General features: G+C 63.9%; 13 protein-coding genes. 4 read left to right on the forward strand and 9 right to left on the reverse strand.

The window, feature by feature from the left end:
* Positions 1-506 precede the first annotated feature (506 nt).
* The 4 genes from ACP7AJ_RS04630 to yjjX form a co-directional block, all read right to left on the reverse strand.
* A complete protein-coding gene (locus ACP7AJ_RS04630; protein WP_426059027.1) occupies positions 507-1,160 on the reverse strand; it encodes a response regulator in 654 nt (217 codons plus the stop codon).
* Entirely contained in the window at positions 1,157-6,439 is a 5,283-nt protein-coding gene (locus ACP7AJ_RS04635; protein ID WP_426059028.1) for a PAS domain S-box protein, read from the reverse strand. The genes ACP7AJ_RS04630 and ACP7AJ_RS04635 overlap by 4 nt, the downstream gene beginning before the upstream one ends.
* 345 nt (positions 6,440-6,784) lie before the next feature.
* Positions 6,785-7,165: a hypothetical protein gene (locus ACP7AJ_RS04640; RefSeq protein WP_426059029.1), complete on the reverse strand. Its 381-nt coding sequence runs from the start codon at positions 7,163-7,165 to the stop codon at positions 6,785-6,787.
* 168 nt (positions 7,166-7,333) lie between these two features.
* Positions 7,334-7,894 carry an inosine/xanthosine triphosphatase gene (gene yjjX, locus ACP7AJ_RS04645; RefSeq protein WP_426059030.1) on the reverse strand — a complete coding sequence of 187 codons (561 nt, stop codon included), beginning with the start codon at positions 7,892-7,894 and terminating at the stop codon, positions 7,334-7,336.
* A 255-nt stretch (positions 7,895-8,149) separates the two neighbouring features.
* On the opposite strand from yjjX, the gene ACP7AJ_RS04650 reads away from it, so the two are divergent.
* Both ACP7AJ_RS04650 and ACP7AJ_RS04655 read left to right on the forward strand, forming a co-directional pair.
* Positions 8,150-8,914, forward strand: coding sequence for a DUF6503 family protein (locus ACP7AJ_RS04650; protein WP_426059031.1), 765 nt, complete (start codon positions 8,150-8,152; stop codon positions 8,912-8,914).
* Between the two features lie 16 nt (positions 8,915-8,930).
* Positions 8,931-9,719: an SDR family NAD(P)-dependent oxidoreductase gene (locus ACP7AJ_RS04655; protein WP_426059032.1), complete on the forward strand. Its 789-nt coding sequence runs from the start codon at positions 8,931-8,933 to the stop codon at positions 9,717-9,719.
* A gap of 283 nt (positions 9,720-10,002) precedes the next feature.
* Here ACP7AJ_RS04655 and ACP7AJ_RS04660 read toward each other — a convergent pair whose 3' ends face one another.
* The 3 genes from ACP7AJ_RS04660 to ACP7AJ_RS04670 all read right to left on the reverse strand — a co-directional run bounded on the left by ACP7AJ_RS04660 (position 10,003) and on the right by ACP7AJ_RS04670 (position 12,396).
* Positions 10,003-10,923, reverse strand: a complete 921-nt coding sequence (locus ACP7AJ_RS04660) for a carbon-nitrogen hydrolase family protein (RefSeq protein WP_426059033.1) — start codon at positions 10,921-10,923, stop codon at positions 10,003-10,005.
* Positions 10,924-11,023: 100 nt separating this feature from the next.
* Positions 11,024-11,791, reverse strand: a complete 768-nt coding sequence (locus ACP7AJ_RS04665; protein ID WP_426059034.1) for an SDR family NAD(P)-dependent oxidoreductase — start codon at positions 11,789-11,791, stop codon at positions 11,024-11,026.
* Between the two features lie 86 nt (positions 11,792-11,877).
* Positions 11,878-12,396, reverse strand: a complete 519-nt coding sequence (locus ACP7AJ_RS04670; protein ID WP_426059035.1) for a DUF417 family protein — start codon at positions 12,394-12,396, stop codon at positions 11,878-11,880.
* Positions 12,397-12,603: 207 nt separating this feature from the next.
* On the opposite strand from ACP7AJ_RS04670, the gene ACP7AJ_RS04675 reads away from it, so the two are divergent.
* Both ACP7AJ_RS04675 and ACP7AJ_RS04680 read left to right on the forward strand, forming a co-directional pair.
* The gene (locus ACP7AJ_RS04675) at positions 12,604-13,419 is read left to right on the forward strand and encodes a DUF1223 domain-containing protein (protein WP_426059036.1); all 816 of its coding nucleotides are present in this window, start codon (positions 12,604-12,606) and stop codon (positions 13,417-13,419) included.
* Between the two features lie 176 nt (positions 13,420-13,595).
* On the forward strand, positions 13,596-14,663 hold the full coding sequence (locus tag ACP7AJ_RS04680; RefSeq protein WP_426059037.1) for an isochorismatase family protein: 1,068 nt from the start codon (positions 13,596-13,598) through the stop codon (positions 14,661-14,663).
* Positions 14,664-14,981: 318 nt separating this feature from the next.
* Here ACP7AJ_RS04680 and ACP7AJ_RS04685 read toward each other — a convergent pair whose 3' ends face one another.
* The gene (locus tag ACP7AJ_RS04685) at positions 14,982-15,698 is read right to left on the reverse strand and encodes a spondin domain-containing protein (RefSeq protein WP_426059038.1); all 717 of its coding nucleotides are present in this window, start codon (positions 15,696-15,698) and stop codon (positions 14,982-14,984) included.
* A gap of 402 nt (positions 15,699-16,100) precedes the next feature.
* Positions 16,101-16,373: a hypothetical protein gene (locus ACP7AJ_RS04690; protein ID WP_426059039.1), complete on the reverse strand. Its 273-nt coding sequence runs from the start codon at positions 16,371-16,373 to the stop codon at positions 16,101-16,103.
* Between the last annotated feature and the right edge of the window lie 7 nt (positions 16,374-16,380).

Consider the following 16,380-nt stretch of genomic DNA (forward strand, 5'->3'; position numbering starts at 1 on the left):
TTTGAGCGGGTCAAGCCCGAGGCGGTGTAACGCTTCAAGCCCACCATCGACCACCTCACCGCCGTCTCCAAGCTGCAGAAAGAGCACGCGCCCGCCAACACTTTGGTCAACCTAGCCGCCGCCGTCGAGGACGTCCGCCAGGACCTGCTGCCCCTGCTGGAGGGAACCGGGCAGGACCAAACTCGTCGTCGACGTAGCAGCCCAGCCACCTTTTAAATTCTCGGAGGGTGTACAACCTGCTCAGCAACGACGTGAAGTATTGGCATTCGGACCGCCCGGACGCCCCACGTCGACGTGCGCGGCCCCTCGGTGGTCATCATCATGCTCACCACCTCCCTCAACTCCAAAGGCGTGGCGCAGATGCGCCACGTGCCTATCGACGGCTACCTCACCAAACCCCTCACCCGCCACAAAATTATCCAGGTGCTGCAGGAACACTTCGGCCGCCTGCACTGGCAGCAGAACCCAGTGGTCCTACGCGGGAGCCGAGAATTGACAATGCTTCCTTACTCTTTCGACAGCCAGCCGCGGCCCATGGCGTACCGCACAAGGGCCGCCGTGTTTTTGGCGCCGGTTTTCTCCAGGATGTTCTGGCGGTGGGTTTCGATGGTGCGCTTGCTGGTGAAGAGTTTGTCCGATATTTCAACGTTGGTCAGGCCGTCAGCTATCAATTGCAGCACTTCCCGCTCGCGCTGCGACAGGGCTTTGTCGGTTTGCGCGAGCTCGGGGCTGACAAGCGGCGTGCCCACGAGTTTATCGAGCATTAGCAAGCCCAGCTCGGAACAGAGAAAACGCTTGCCTGCCGCTACGGACTGAATGGCCACCAGGATTTCCGCCTTGTCGGCGTTTTTGAGCACGTAGCCCAGCGCGCCCGCCTTCAGCACCTGGTCGATGCTGAGCTCGTGCTCTTCCATGGACAGAATGAGCACCCGCACGTCGGAGAATTCTTCGCGTAGGCGCCGGGTGGTGGTTAGCCCGTCAAGCACGGGCATGTGCAGGTCAAGCAGCACCACGTCGGCGGGCGTGGCGTGCAGCTGGTCGAGCAGCTCCTGCCCGTTGGCGGCCTCGCCCACCACGGTGATGTTGGGTTGGCCGTCGAGCAGGCTGCGCAGCCCCTTGCGGAGCACCGTATGGTCGTCTACTAAAAAAACTCTTGTCATGCGGAGGGCGCGGCAGAAGTGGAAGGTAAGGGAATACGAATACGTACGTAGGTGCCAAATTTGGGCGAGGAGCCCATATATACTGAGCCGCCAAGCAGCGCCACCCGGTCGCGGGTGGTGCGCAGCCCGATGCCGGTGCTCGAAGCCGACGCGGAAGAAAACCCCACGCCGTTGTCTTCGGCCCGCATCAGCACAAAGCCCGGAACGACTTCGAGCGCTAGGCTGGCTTCCGTGGCCTGGGCGTGCTTCACCACGTTCTGGGCCAGCTCCTGTGCTATGCGGTACAGGGCCACTTGCAGCGGCTGGGGCAGCGGCTGCTGCTCGTCAAGCTCTACGGTGCACACAAACCGCAGGTTGGGGCCGCGCAGGCTGCGGCCAATGTCGCGCAAGGCCGCCGCTAGGCCAAACTCGCTCAGCACGGAGGGCACCAGCTCGTGCGAGAGCGTGCGTGTCTGGCGAATGGCGTCGGCCAGCAACTCGTCGGCCCGGTTTAGGGCCGTTGACCCGTAGCCAGCCCCGAGTTGGTTTAGCTGCAGCTTGGTGGCATAGAGCAGCTGGCCCACGCCGTTGTGCAGGCTTTCGGCGATGCGCCCGCGCTCGGCTTCCTGGGCCTCCAGCACGGCGTTAAACAAGGCCTGCTGCTGGGTGAGGCGCATGCGCAGGTTTTCGGCTTCGAGGCGCCGCACGTCGCTGATGTCCAAGTCCACGCCCAGCATCCGCAGCGGCTTGCCGTCGTCATCAAACGCCCCGGCGGCCTTCACGCGCACCGTTTTCACGGCTTCGCCCACTTGAATGCGCAGCGTTTCCTCAAAACCGGTGCGGCCGGTGGTCAGGCCCCGCACGATGCGCTCGGCCACGGTTCGGTCTTCGGGCAGGGCAAAGTCAAGGTAGGTTTCCGGCCGGATGGGGCTGCCCAGCGGCAGGCCAAACAGCCGGTACATGCCCGCCGACCACAGAAACTCGCCTGTGGCGCGGTCGTATTCCCAGGAGCCGAGGTTGGCTACTTCCTCGGATTGCTGGAGCAGCTGGTACGACTTGGCTTGCTGCAGCTCGGCTTCTTTCCGGGCGGTCACGTCCTGCGCTACGCTCAGAATCTGGGTGGCGGCGCCGGTAGCTGGGTCGCGCTGAAACACGCTTCCCCGCACCTGAAACCAGCGCCAGTTAGGAGTATTGAACCGGACCCGGTAGCTGAATTCTGCGATTTCGTGGTCGGCAAGGGCCGCCGCACGGGCTAAGTAATCGGGCCGCAAGGCCGCGTCGTCGGGGTGCATCTGCAGCAAGGCTGTCTGTTCCTGAAGCGAGAGGTGCGGCAGCTCTTCGTGCTTGAAGCCCGGGGCATCCAGCGGGGCCCGGTTGAGGTACAGCACCCGGCCCGAGGCCAGCTCCGTCACCATCAGCAGGTCGGGAATGGTTTCGTTGACGCGGGCAATGAAGTGGGCCTGCTCCTGGCTTTTCTCCTCAGCCAGCTTGCGTTCGGTAATGTTGAGGTTGATGGCCACCAGGCCATCGTCCATTTTCACGAACTGGCAGGCGTACCACTTATTAATGCCTTCGTAGGGGTAGAAGTATTCCCGCCCGGCCGGCTTGCCGGTTTCCAGCACGCCCAGCATTAGCTCGTAGATGCCGGCGAGCTTGATGCCCGGGTATTCCTCGGCGTACAGCTTGCCCTCCAGGTCGGTGCGGCCGGTTTCTCGCGCCAGCTCCTTATTGGCCATGGCAATGCGGAAGTCCTGCACGGCGCTGGTTTCGTCGCGCACCGCCTTCAGCACCGACATGGAAATCAGGCTCGTGTCGAACACCGACTGCAGCAGCTCCTGGCTTTCGCGCAGGTCCTGCTCTCGCTGTTTGCGGACCGTGATATCGCGCGAAGCCAAGATAATACCGTCGCCGAGGCGGGTGTACTGCACATCGAACCACGCCCCGGTATCGTCCGCCTGGTCGCATACCTCCAGGCGCTGGAACTGGCCGGTTTCGATGACCTGGGTGATGGTTTGCCACACCCGCATTTCCCGCAGGCCCGGCAATTGGTTGGACAGGAGCAGGCCCGGGGCATCGGCGGCAGGTAAGCCCAGCCACTCGCTCGCCGCCTGGTTGGCAAGCACCACGCGCAAATCCACTACCTGCCCGTTGGCGTCGCGCACGGCCTCGTAGTAGCCCAGCTGCAGCTGCACGGCCTCAAAAATGGTGTTCAGCCGCTGGTGGCTGCCCTGCAGGGCCTGGGTGCGCTCCGCCACCAGCGCTTCCAGCGAGGCCGTAAACGCCCGCAACTGTTCTTCGGCCTGCTTGCGCTCGCTGATGTCCACGATAAACTCCATGCATTCCGCGGTCGGGCCCTCTCCCTTGAGCCGGGTGGGTGCGCACAGGCCCCACCAGCGCGAGCCGTCCGGGCGCACAAACTGCGTCTCGTAGGGCGCGGTTTCGCCCCGCTCGGCCAGCTCCCCCGCGGCTCGCTCCGCCATGTCCCCAAACTCGGGGGCCGCCAATGCTTTCCAATTGAGGGTGAGCAGCTCTTCGCGGCGGTAGCCGCTCGTGCGCACAAACGCCTCGTTGGCCGCCGTCATGCCCCCGTCCAGGGTGAAGTAGAGCTGGCTCACGGTGCTTATGGAAAACGCCTTTTGCAACAGCGCTTCCGACTCCCGCAGGGCTGCTTCGGCCCGCGCCCGCTCGGCAGCCGCCCAGGTGCGCTCGGCCGTTTCCTCCAGCAAGCGCAGCTCGTCGGCAGTCCAGGCGTGGGCCTCGGGGAAGTGCACCGAGAGCATCACCACAAGCCGGCCGTGCTTGACCAGCGGCACGTTGGCCCAGGCTCGGACATGCACTTCCGCGTAAGCGGCCTTTTCCGCGTGCGAGATGCCCGGCTGGGTGGTCACGTCGTCGCGCCAGCTGATGCGGCCCGCTTCAAATTCAGCCGCTATTTCGGAGCCGTAGTCGGCAATGTGGTAACACAGCCCCAGCCGGTTGGCCACGCCGGCGGTGCAGTCGGTGGCCACTACCCTCAACTCCCCACAGCCAGTGGCCTCGGTGAAGTCTACCCGGCTGGCGCCCAGCTGGGCCCGCAGCACCTGGCAGGCTGCGTTCTGAATGGCGGTGGGTTCGGCCAGGGGCCGGAGCGCGTCGCTGAGCTGGAGCAGGTACTTCTGCTGGGCCTCGCTTTGCTGCAGGGCTTCTTCGGCGCGCTTGCGCTCCGTGATTTCGCTGAAGATAACGGCGACCCGCCGGCTTCCCTCGCCGCCGAGACGAAACGCATAGCCGTCGTACCACCGGTCCTGGAGTCCGGCCATGCGGTTGCTGTAGCGGCTGGGTTCGCCCGTTAACGCGACGGTGCCGTATTTTTCAATCAAGTATTCCCCGATTTCCGGCACGAGTTCGCGCACTGTTTTGCCGGCGGCGTTTTGAAGTCCGGTTAATTTTTCAAACGCGGGGTTGGATTCGAGAAAGCGGTAATCGACGGGTTTATTCTCCGCATCAAAAAGCATTTCGATGACGTGATAGGCTTCGTCCATCGTCTCGAACAGCGTGCGGTATTTTTCTTCGGAATGGCGTAGCGCCGCATCGGCCCGGTGGCGCTCCAAAAACTCCGCCGCCGTCCAGGCCAGCATGTCCAGCAGCCGCAGCTCGTGGTCGCTGGGCCGGTGGGGCTGGCGGAACTGCGTGCTGATGACGCCGATGGTCTCACCCGTCCGGCTGGTCATGGGGGTAGACTGCGCAGCGCGAATTTCGTCGGCGTAGGTGGCCGCGCCGGCCTCGGTGCCTTCCAGCCCCTCGAAACCCACCGTCTCTTCGATGATGAGGCGCTGCCGCTGCACGCGCGTTACCTCGCAGCCGGTTTTCAGGCCTTCGTACCGAAAGTAGGAGATAAAAGGGCTGTCGTCCGGGTAGCCCTGCCACACGAACATCTCCAGCCGCGCCCCGTCGGTGCTGAGAAACTGCACGCAGCCGCGGTCGGTGCTGGTGAACTCGCAGGCCAGGGCGAGCACGTCCTGAAAGGCCGCTTGGACATCGTTATGGTGGGCCAGCCTCGACTGCAGCTCGTACAGGCGGCGCATTCCCGCCAGGTCGGCCTCGGATTGGGCTTTGCCTTCCTCCAGCGCCTGTTCGTGCTGCTTCCGTTCGGTAATGTCCCGAAACACCACGGCCACGCGCCGGCTGGTCTCGTCGCCTACTTTAGACACGTAGAAGTTGTACCACATCTTGTCTGGGTCGGCGTATTGCTCCAACCGCTCGCTGATGCCGGTGCGGGCCACGCGACCGAAGATGTCGTACCAGTAGGCCTCGTAGGCTGGGTCGATGTCTTTGAGCCGGCGGCCGGTGAAGTCTTCCCCCACCATGCGGCCAGCGGCGGGGTTGGCGTCGAGGTACAGAATGTCGATGGGCTGGTGGTGCTCATCGAACTCCACCTCAACCAGGAAATAGCCTTGGTCGAGGGCCATGAACAGCGTCCGGTACTGGTCGGTGGCGCGGTGGGCCAGCTCCTGCTGTACGCGCAGTACTTCGGCTGCGGCCTGCTGGCGCTCCGTAATGTCCTGCACCAGGCCCAGCAGCTTGACGGGGACGCCCGCCTTGTTGCAAATGACGTTGCCGTGAGCTTCCAGGGTGCGCAGCTGCCCATCGGCGCGGTAGATGCGGCGCACGTATTGGTAGGGCCGCTTTTCGGCGATGGCCTGTTCCAGCACCTGCATCACCGGGCCCACATCGTCGGGGTGGGAGCGGGCATCAATAAAGTCGAGGCTCGGAGTAAAAGCCCCGGGCTCTTCTCCAAACAGTCGGTACATGCCTTCAGAAAAGTGAAAGCTCATGGTGGCCAGCTCCGCCTCGTAGCTGCCGGTGTGGGCTACCACTTCCACTGCGGCCAGCAGCTCGCGGGTGTGGCGTTGCTGGGTGCGGTGCTCCTGCGCCGTACGGGCGGCCTCTTTGTTGGCCGTGACGTTTTCCCAATACACCCACTGGCTGCCGTCGGCGGCCGGCGCGATGCGCAGCGCTATCCACTGCTGGGTGTGAGGCAGCCAGTACGTGGCGTCTGGCGATGCGGTGGCGGGTTGCGCCAGGGCCTGCAGCAGCTCGGGCGGCAGCACGGCGGGCTGCACCTGCGCCGGCGCGTGGCCCAGCACGGCCGCGGCGGGCACGCCCCACAAGGCTTCGGCCGCAGGGTTGAGCATGGCCAAGGTGCCATCGGGCGCCAGGCCCAGCACGCCCCAGGGCAGGGTTTCGAGCAGCAAGTTGGCATCGAAGCCAGGGCCCTGCGGGGATGAGGCCGATGAGGTATAATTTGGAGATGGAAGCATGGGGGCGGGCATGAGGAGGGTGGTAACTGATAGGCAGCCCCCTACGGCCCCAGCTCGCATGGCTTTGCTTAACAAGCCAGGCAGAGCAATAAAAAGTACCAAAAGGTACGAAAAATAAACCGGTGTTTAGCTGCTCCGTTCCTGTTGGCGCTCACACATTTGGAGGATTTCCCCAGGCCCTCATTCGGCATCACTACTTTCCCCAAAAACCACTTAAAAAATCCTATCGGGAGGCCCCAGCAGGGTTTAATGCGTTTGCTGGAATGGTCTACTCGGTGGCTTGGGCGCGGTGGGCTACGGCCTGGAGGACCTTTCCCACGGGCGGGGCAGCCCGGGTCAACTCGTTCAGGCTCTGGGTGCCGTCGACGTAGGACTGGAGTTCGGCGACGAGCCGGGGGTGGGCAAGGCACCGGCCAGGCCGGCAGAGAGGTGGATTTCGTCTTTGCGGTAGCGCGCATCGTTGTGCCCCTGAGAACTCATGGCCGTCGCCATGGCGGCTCCGGCGCTGGTGCCGGCGATGACGAATCTCTCCGTGTAGTGGCGCTCGCGCAGCCGAAGCAGGAACTGGGTGCCGCCGAGCACGGCGGTGAGGCGGAGCGGGTCGCTGCCGGTGAACAGGACGTCGCTGGCCCGCTCGAGCAGAGCCAGCGTGTCGGGGTGGTTAGCGTGCTCGCGGCTCTGGACGTTGAGCACTTCGACGTGCTGGATGCCCAGGGCGGTGAACAACTCTATCTATTTCTAGGGAGTTGGTGGTGCTATTAGGTGCTATTAATAGTGGTGGGGAGTGCTGGGGCTAGAAACCAGGGCGTCCCGCCGAGCTTTCTTCAGTCATCAATCTATAAATCGACAAGATAAAAAAGCACTCGCGGCCGTTAACCTCCCAGTCCTGCCTTTTCAGGTACCGGGCGAGGACTGCTGGTACAAGGTTTCGTTTTTAAAGCGCACCAGCGCCAGCACCACGGCCTGCTCATAGAGTTGCCGGCGGTCAACGGCATTATCGGTCAGCAGGCCGATGGCGCCGGCGGCTTGCTTGGAGTTCGACTGCTTGAACACCAGGTCATCGGCGTGGCCAAGCTCCATGCCCTGCGCGACCAGGTCTGCGATGACCGGCGGTAAAAAGAAGGTGCCGGAGCGGGCTTTGCCCAGCCCGCTCCGGGAGCGCACGACCACCCAGGCAAAAGCCCCTAATTCGGCGGCCAGTGTTTGCACCCCGCCCTCAATCCCTATCCAGAAATCCGCGGTCGGGTTGGCCGACACGGCATGATTAACCCGGTTCAGGGCACCGGTTAACGTTTCCTCATCCGACAAGGGCTGGCTGGAGACGTCCGAGGCTACGACCACCGAAACCACCTGGAACCGCAGGAGCGGAAACATCAGCTGAAAACCCGCCCGGGCCGCCGCTATTTTCACGGGGTTTCCGGAAGCCACGGCTATCGTTTGTTCATTTTCGTCCATGGACCAAAAAATATAGAGTACAATAAAAAAATAAAGCCGGCTCCTTATTGGAAGCTCCCGCTACTTATGCCGTACCGGCTGGTACGAAAGGCAGAAGCCAAAATTATGAAGCGTCGCGCAGCCCCCGGTCGGGCCTTTCGTACGTAAGCTCTTAACAGGCGTTCAACCGTAGCCGGGAGGGCGCGTAAGAGGGCAAGCCGGCTTCCTTGCGTTACCAGCAGCAGCCAGTAACTTATTTTCCTTTTTCCCGCACCGATGCCAAAACTGCTGCTTCTTCTCGTTGGCCTTGCCCTGCTCGCCGCTCAGCCCCGTCCGCTCACGGGCCCACAGCTGGTGCAGAAGTCCATTGCCTATCACGACCCCAAAGGAAAATGGTCCACGCTCAAGACCCGGCTGTATTTCCAGTCGACCACAGCCCAGGGCAAGGTCAACACCTTCGAGGTGGAACTCGACAATGCCACCGGCTATTTCTGCCACATCAGCCACCCCGGGGGGCGCGAAGTGGTCAAGGGCGTGGTCAACGGGCAGGAAGTATTGCTGCTCGATGGCAAACCAGACTTCACAGACGAAGACCGCAAGCAGTTTCGTCTGGCGGCTGGGGCGGCGCAGGGCACGCGCAACTTCTACACCTACCTCTACGGCCTGCCCATGAAGCTGCGCGACGCGGGCACGCGGGTGGCCGAAGAAGCGCCCATGCAGTCGCTGCTGGGCAAAACCTACCCCACCGTGCAGGTGAGCTACGACCCGGCCGTGGGCCAGGATACCTGGTCCTTTTACCTGAACCCGCGCACTTACGCGCTACAGGCCTACCGCTTTTACCAGCACAAAGAGCCCAACGACGGCGAATACGTCGTGCTCGACCAGGAGTTGGTAGTAAGCGGCGTGAAGCTCCCCAAAGAGCGGAAATGGTACCTCAACAAAGATGACTCCTTCCTGTTCACCGACCTGCTGCTCAAGGCCGAGCCCTTGACCACCCGCCGGCTGCCGGCACCTGAGCCGGCCAATGCCACGAAAAACTAGGAATAAGCCAAACGCCATGGATTTGAAAAACAAGAAAGTATTGATTACCGGCGGCAGTGCCGGCATCGGCAAGGCCATTCTGGCCGAGCTGGTGCGCCGCGGCGTACAGGACGTGGCCGTTGTGGGCCGTCGAAAAGAGCCGCTCGACGCGCTGGCTACCGAATTTCCCGCCGTCAACTTCCTGCTGCTGCCCGGCGACGTAGGCCGGGCCGCCGACCTGGACCGGGCCGTGGCCGCCGTAACCGAAGCCTGGGGCGGGCTCGACATTCTCATCAACAACGCCGGGGTGGTGAGCGCGGGCCTGCTCACGGAGCAGAGCGACGAGGACGTCGTCAACCAGATAACCATCAACCTGACAGGCCTGATTCTGCTCACCAAAAAGTGCCTGCCGCTGCTTCAGCAAAGTCCGGAAGGGGCTATCGTGAACATCTCCTCCGGCTACGGCTACATTGCCATGCCCTTCTACAGCGTGTACGCCGCCACCAAAGCGGCCGTGGGCCAGTTTTCGGACGCCATGCGCCGGGAGTTGCACCAGTACCCCCTGCACGTGATGACGGTTTATCCTTCGGCCACCGACACTGACATGATGAAAACGGCCGTGGTGCACAACATGGACTCGGCCGAAGACGTGGCCCGCGCGGCGCTGGAAGGGCTGCTGATTCGGGAAATCAACGTCATCCTGGGTGGGAAAGACCGGGAAGAGCAGATTAAAACGAACTTCTTGGAGCCGAAGAAGATTGACGCGTTTGCGGCCGCCAATTATGAGGCCCTGCGCGAACGCACGCAAACCCACCGCTCCATGTAGGCTTAGGCTCGGCCTGGCGCAGAAAGCTGCGCTACGCGCGCCGCCATGCTGCCGCAGCACCTGCGAGGCAACATGGCGGCCGGATTCCACGGCCCCGTCGAGCCGTCCCCATTCGCTGACGGATGCTGCGGCCCCGTGGAGCGTGCCCGCCCACGCCAGCTGCCACAAGCGCGGGGCCCTGCAGGGGCATCGACAGAGGCGGCAGTTCGTTGCCCGACTCGCTGGTGAGCGCGTTCCGCGCCCAAGCCCGCTCGTGGTAGGCCAAGAAAAAGGCGGGCCGAGATTAACGCGGTCCGGTGGGCCCGAATACGTCGGGACGGGCGTAGTGGCCGGTGACGTCCAGCGCCATTTGCTCTTCGGGAATGCGGGCCAGGTCGATTTCGGCCGTCAGGATAGTCTCCACGTCGTACACCGGGCCAGCCAGGATGGCCCCGTCGGGCCCGATGATGACGCTGCCGCCGTTGAGCACCACCGCGTCGGGGTTGCCGAGCAGCTCGCCGGCCGGCTCGAGCTCGGCGGGCAGGTCGCGGGCGTGCATAATGGCCCCGCAGGCGATGACGAAGCAGCGGCCCTCGAAGGCGTAGTGGCGGCTGGCCACCAGGTTCATTTCCTTTACCTGCGGCCAAGCCGCTACGTGGATGTCTTCGCCGGAAGTGTGCAGCGCGTGGCGGGCTTGCGGCATCCAGTGCTCCCAGCAGACGAGGCCGCCCACCCGGCCCACGGGCGTGTCCACGGCGTACAGGCTGCGGCCGTCGCCCTGCCCCCAGATAAGGCGCTCGGTGTAGGTGGGCATCAGCTTGCGGTGGTGGTGCAGCAAGGTGCCGTCGGGCCCAAAGGTGAGCATGCTGTTGTAGAGCGTGCCGCGGCCAGCGCCGGCCAGCACCCGCTCGTGCACACTCATGTTGAGCACTACGCCGTGGGCGCGGGCGGCCGCAGCCAGCTTCTCGGTCACGGGGCCGGGCACCACCACGCTGTTTTCCACCAGGCGGCGGTACACCTGCTTCACCGGGGCCGAATCCCACAGGTTCACGTCGCGGCAGCAGTCGAGCCAGGCCGGGTAGCCGGGCAGCCACGTTTCGGGAAACACCACCAGTTGCGCGCCCTGGGCGGCGGCTTCGGCGATAAGCGTCTCAGCTTTGGCCAGCGAGGCGGCGAGGTTCAGGTAAACGGGGGCTGCTTGCACAGCCGCAACGGTCACACGCATACGTTCAATGAAATACTAATACGAAAAAAGCGGCCCATGCCTTTGCCCAGACATGGGCCAATAAAAGAAACCAGCCTATCACTGCGTAGTACGACCGTCGTTAATTGCGGCCGGCCATTACCCCGCCGTCCACGTCCCAGACCGCCCCCGTCACCCAGGCGGCTTGTTCGGACAGCAAAAAGCAAATGGTCTGGGCCACGTCGGTGCTCTGGCCCACCCGCCCGATGGGGTGAAAGGCGTTGAAGCCCTGCAGCGCCGTGTGCACCTCGGCAGGGGCAATAAAGGATTCGTAAATCGGCGTTTCCACCACGGCCGGCGAGACGGCGTTGACGCGGATGTTGTAGGGCCCGAGCTCCATGGCCAGGTGCTGGGTGAGGGCGTGCAGCCCGGCCTTGGCCATGGAATAGGCCGACGACGGCGTGGCCAGCACCGCCTGCTGGGCCCACATCGAGCCCACGTTGACAATGGCGCCGCGGCGTGCCTGCATCATGGGCCGCACCACGGCCTGGGTGAGCAGAAAAGTGGCCCGGTTGAGTTCATGATAAGTATCGTAGTCAGCCTCGGTATGCTCCCAGAAGGGCTTGGGCGTGAACACACCGGCCGCGTTCACCAGCAGGTCCAGGGCAGGTTCGGCGGCTAGCTCGGCGGCAAAGTCCTGCACCTGGCTACGGTCGTGCAGGTTTAGTTGCCGGGCCGTCACGTCGCCGTGCGTCTGCAGCTCCTGCGCGGCGGCGTCGAGTTTATCCGCGCGGTTGCCGACGATGCGCACGACGGCGCCGGCCTGCGCCAGCTGCTGGGCCACGGCCCGGCCGATGCCGCTGCTGCCGCCAATGATGAGTGCCGATTGACCGGCGAAGTTGTTTGCCATGTTAGGTGGGGTGGGGAATAGTTTTTTTTTGGTAAAAGTAAGCCAGTTGATAACCGACCAGTCACGGAACGTACCCGCAGCCTGAACTAGACTTGCCGCGCCCCGCGAGCTTCGGCGGCAGTATAGCACGCCGCGCCCAGCAGCGTCAGGTCTTTAATCAGAAAGCTTCCCGTGTCGCCCGGCACCCAAAGGCCGTCGACAACGGCAAACGCGCCCGGCGTGGTGAAGAGGAAGGAAACCGTAGTAAGAAATATTACCACTGCACCCAAGCTTCCGAAGTACGACAGCCGCGGGACCACGGGACGCAGCGCCATCAGCCCGGCCACCAGAATTTCCGTGCTGCCGACTAGGTTCGAGACCGTGCGTACGCTCAGCACCTCGTAGAGCCAGGCAAAAAGGGGGCTGTGGGTGAACAACGGCTGGATGGCGGCCGCCTCAGTGGGCGTAAACTTGAACAAGCCAATCCAAGCCAGCACCAGCACCAGGCTGTAGCGCAGCAGAAAGACGCCGACGCGCGCCAGCGGGGAGGCGGTGGGCAGAGTCTGGGCCGGAGCCAAATAGGGTAGGGGCGTCGTGGGTTGGTCGACCAGCAGGGATTCTTTCATGGCCAGCAAGGGGAACGGGTGATTGGTTTCGATGGACGCGCTGTCTTCACATCCCTTACAGCCGGCCCAACTCTTTTTTTCGCCTGCTTCCGGGGCCTCTACGGGCGGGTAGCCCGCGCCACCTGTTCGCCTTGGCTCTTGTAAGGATTGGCACCTGACCACGTCCACCCACCTGGAAACACCACTGTTTCATTTATTCCTTTTGCTATGAAACGCATTATGTTGGCGGTAACGCCTTTGCTTACTGCCGTCACGGCCCTGGGCCTGATGAGTTCCCGCCCAGTGGACCCGGCAACGGGGCCTGAACCCGCGCCCCCGGTGGCGGGGCCTCCGGCCCGGGTGCCGGTGGTGGTAGAATTATTCACGTCGGAAGGCTGCTCCAGCTGCCCTTCGGCCGATGCCGCACTGCGCGAGCTGGAAATGGCGCAGTCGGTACCCGGCGTCGAAGTCATTGCCCTGGGCCAGCACGTCGACTACTGGAACCGCCTGGGCTGGAAAGACCCGTTCTCCTCGCCCCAGTTCACCGAGCGCCAGCGCTGGTACGCCGAAAGTTTTAGGGAAGGCAACTACACGCCCCAGGCCGTGGTAAACGGCCGCTATGAGTTCGTGGGCAGCCAGCGTCAGACCCTGGCCCGGGCCGTCACGCAAGCGGCCCAGGCCCCGCGCGCCACCGTGACGCTGGCCCGGGGCGCCGACGGCAACCTGAACGTGCAGGTCAGTAACCTGCCCGCCGGCACCAAAGCAACCACCGTGCAGCTGGCTCTGACCGAGGCCGGCCTGTCCTCAAAGGTGGGCCGCGGCGAAAACTCGGGGCGCTTGCTGCAGCACGCCGGCGTGGTGCGCGCCCTGCGCCCGCTGGGGGCCGTAGCCGCCGACGGTACGTTCGCGGCTTCTGTCCCGCTCACCCTCGGCGCCGGCTGGAAACTGGCCAACATTAAAGCCGTGGTGCTGGTGCAAGAAACCGCCTCCCGCCACATAGTGGGCGTGGCCAGCCTGCCGCTGGGTGGCCCCGTGCCGAATTAAGCCCTGTTCCTGCCGGGCACCGCGGCCCGCTCTGCCATCCCGGCGCCCCGATGGCGGAGCGGAAGAATCTGCCCTCGGAAAAGAAGAATCCCGTAGGAGAGGATGCCGGAGCAGCTACTCCGCTTTGCAACGACGCCGACGCCTTATGTTTCATCCCACTTCCAAGCCCACGTCCGATGAACCCCCAGCCAAACAGCCCATCCAGCCGCGCAACCTACCTGCCCAAGGGAGAAAGCGCCGTTTCCTATCCACTGCAAACCACCGCGCTGCTAGTCATTGACCCGGTGAACGACTTCCTATCCGAAGGCGGAGCCGGCTGGGAGCTGACCAAAAGCACGGTCGAACTGCACGACGTGGTGGGCAACCTGAAAAAGTTGATTGCCGGCGCCCGCGAGCGGGGCATCCCGGTGCTGTTCGGGCCCATGGCCTACACCAAAGACGACTACGCCACCCACCAGCTCCAGCGCCGCAGCGGCATCAACCGCATCATGTTCGAGAAGAAGATGTTTCTGGCCGGCAGCTGGGGCGCCGACTTCCACCCCGACCTGCAGCCCCTGGGCGACGAAGTGGTGCTACTGCCCCACAAAACCTGCGACGTCTTCACCACGGATTTGCCCGCCCAGCTGCAGCGCCTGGGCACCACCCACCTGGTCATTGCCGGCATGGCCGCCAACCTGTGCTGCGAGTCGACGGGGCGGCGCGCCGTGGAAGAAGGCTACGACGTGACCTACATCAGCAACGCCATAGGGGCCGAGAGCATGCCGGCTTACGAAGCCGCGGTGCTGGTGAATTTCCCCCTGCTCTCCAACGCCGTGCTGGAAGTCGCCGAGTTTCTGGCTGCCGTGGACGCCGCGGCGCCCAGCGCGCTGGCTGCGCAGCCGGGGGACCGGGTCTTCGGGTCCGACCACCTGGAAATCGGCACCATCGGCCACGTCGTGGCCGGCGACGACGACACAGAAGGCCACCTCCACGTATCGAGCGGCCTTATTTTTCACACTGACACCTACATTCCCCTGGATGCGGTCGCCAAACGGTCCGGTACAGACGTGTTCATTAACGTCCCCAAAATTGTGGTCGGCACCATGCCCTGGAGCCAGCCGCCCACCCCCGCCGGGCGCCGGGCCAAAAGCGGCCCGCCGGCCCAGGAAGCCGGCGCTCTGTACGGGTCTCGGTCCCCGTCAGCGCTGGAACGGCCGGTTGGAACCACTGATGGTTCCCCGCCGGCAAGCGCGGGAGCAGAATAGCTCGAAGGTTTTCTGCGGGGGCCCGTGCCGCATTGCCTTTAGTGCGTGGGTCCCGGCCGGGAATCGAGCGGGCGCTTTGGCCTTGAACCTTCGTTTTTCAACCAGCTGGTTTAAGCCGATGTGCTTTTAAAGAGCAGCTACCTGCAAACCCAGCATTTGAACCAAACTTTTCACCAAGGCCATGTCTTGGCTGCCCGCTGTGCCAGTCTGCGCGCCCATTCGCGCCCCACTATTTCAAAGCTTCACCCTGGGAACGCCCGCTTCCAACCGCGTCCTCTGTCATCCCATATCTTAAGCCTAGTTCAGTCAACCGGCTTTTTACTTGATGCGCTCCACCCGCCACATGCCCAGCGGCGGGCCGTCGGCGGCGTTGCTGGTGGCCGGGGGCAAGCGCAGCAGTACGACGGGTGCGGCGGGCCGGGTAGGATGGTCGGGCGAGGTGAAGGCCGGGCCGCTGTCGGTGCCAGCGTCGTAGGTGCGAGCGGCAACCGTGCGCAGCGTTGCCCACTGGCCATCCGCGCCCAGCATGTTTTCGTTTTCGAGGGCCACAAACCAGTCGGGGCTGGGTGCAATCATGGTTACTACTGTCAAGAGCGGGTGCCCAGCGTCGAGGCGGACGGTGTCGGCGAGCTGGCCGGGCGAGGCGGTGCTGCCACGCCCGTCGAGCAAGCCCAAGGCGCGCCCATCGCCGCGCCAGGCAGCTATCTCGGCCCGTAGCGCCGTGTTGTTGCCCCGCTCGGCCATGTTTTGAATGCCTGTGGAAGCAAGCCTGCCAGGCTGAAAAAGCAGTTCCTCGGCGCGGTGCGAGGCTCCCATCAGGGGCGAGAAATGCGCCCCGACCGGAAAGTTGGCGTGCGTCGCCGCGCTCCAGCTGGCCTCAAACGTCACGCGATACAACGTTGGTCCCGCGTCGCGGGCCGCCACGGCGGGCTCCGGAGCGGCGGTTTCTTTCTGGCAGCCCGCTCCCGCCAGCACTGCCAGCAGCGCAAAGGTTTTGAGTAAGCGTGGTAGGGCTAAATTCCGGTCGTGCTCCATGTGAAGGTGCTAGCTGTGAACGTACTATGAGGAAAGGAGCCGATGTCCGTGGCTGCCCGTAACGGCAACGGGTCAGGTGGCGCGCAGTCCGCCAGGGGCGGGGGAAGCAGTAGCGCGGCCATCAGGAGAAAAATTGGGTGCCTTGCCAACGGGAATGGTTTGTTCCAGTAGACGCAGCGGTCCACATATCCTTACAGCCGGCGCCGAAAAATGGCGGGCCCGTGTTGGTTCGCAGCAGCTAGAAGGGGGCGCACGAGGTAGAGCAGGCCCGGTTCTGGATGGCGTGTGAGCCCCCGCCGGTTGGGCAGACAATCATGACAACCTGGCCGACCATCCGCTAAACCAACCGCGCCATGGTGCCGACAAAGGAAGAATTACTCTGGGCCAGGTGCCCGAATTGGTTTACTGGGCCGCTTTTCCGTCCCAGCCGGCGTTGCGCACCAGCAGCTCCAGCCTGGCGCGCGCCTCGGCGGAGAGCTTTTCGGCCGAGGCCTCGCCGCGCCCAAGGCGCCGGGCCAGCTGGGCCACCAGTGCAGTCTGGTGGGCGTAGCGCCGGCAGAGCACGCACATCAGCAGGTGAGCCCACAAGCTCAGGCGCTGGACCAGGGTCAGAGGGCGCTCGGCCCGCTTTTCGATGAGCAGGGTGGCTTCGTTACAGTTAAAGAGGGCAGACATAGCAGGG

It is taken from the genome of Hymenobacter sp. B1770 (genome assembly GCF_049896385.1).
Taxonomy (GTDB): domain Bacteria; phylum Bacteroidota; class Bacteroidia; order Cytophagales; family Hymenobacteraceae; genus Hymenobacter.

Excerpts from the sequence above, each read along its gene's own strand:
- ACP7AJ_RS04630 (WP_426059027.1), bottom strand. The coding sequence starts at position 1,160 with ATGACAAGAGTTTTTTTAGTAGACGACCATACGGTGCTCCGCAAGGGG.
- ACP7AJ_RS04635 (WP_426059028.1), bottom strand. The coding sequence starts at position 6,439 with ATGCTTCCATCTCCAAATTATACCTCATCGGCCTCATCCCCGCAGGGC.
- yjjX (WP_426059030.1), bottom strand. The coding sequence starts at position 7,894 with ATGGACGAAAATGAACAAACGATAGCCGTGGCTTCCGGAAACCCCGTG.
- ACP7AJ_RS04650 (WP_426059031.1), top strand. The coding sequence starts at position 8,150 with ATGCCAAAACTGCTGCTTCTTCTCGTTGGCCTTGCCCTGCTCGCCGCT.
- ACP7AJ_RS04655 (WP_426059032.1), top strand. The coding sequence starts at position 8,931 with ATGGATTTGAAAAACAAGAAAGTATTGATTACCGGCGGCAGTGCCGGC.
- ACP7AJ_RS04660 (WP_426059033.1), bottom strand. The coding sequence starts at position 10,923 with ATGCGTGTGACCGTTGCGGCTGTGCAAGCAGCCCCCGTTTACCTGAAC.
- ACP7AJ_RS04665 (WP_426059034.1), bottom strand. The coding sequence starts at position 11,791 with ATGGCAAACAACTTCGCCGGTCAATCGGCACTCATCATTGGCGGCAGC.
- ACP7AJ_RS04670 (WP_426059035.1), bottom strand. The coding sequence starts at position 12,396 with ATGAAAGAATCCCTGCTGGTCGACCAACCCACGACGCCCCTACCCTAT.
- ACP7AJ_RS04675 (WP_426059036.1), top strand. The coding sequence starts at position 12,604 with ATGAAACGCATTATGTTGGCGGTAACGCCTTTGCTTACTGCCGTCACG.
- ACP7AJ_RS04680 (WP_426059037.1), top strand. The coding sequence starts at position 13,596 with ATGAACCCCCAGCCAAACAGCCCATCCAGCCGCGCAACCTACCTGCCC.
- ACP7AJ_RS04685 (WP_426059038.1), bottom strand. The coding sequence starts at position 15,698 with ATGGAGCACGACCGGAATTTAGCCCTACCACGCTTACTCAAAACCTTT.
- ACP7AJ_RS04690 (WP_426059039.1), bottom strand. The coding sequence starts at position 16,373 with ATGTCTGCCCTCTTTAACTGTAACGAAGCCACCCTGCTCATCGAAAAG.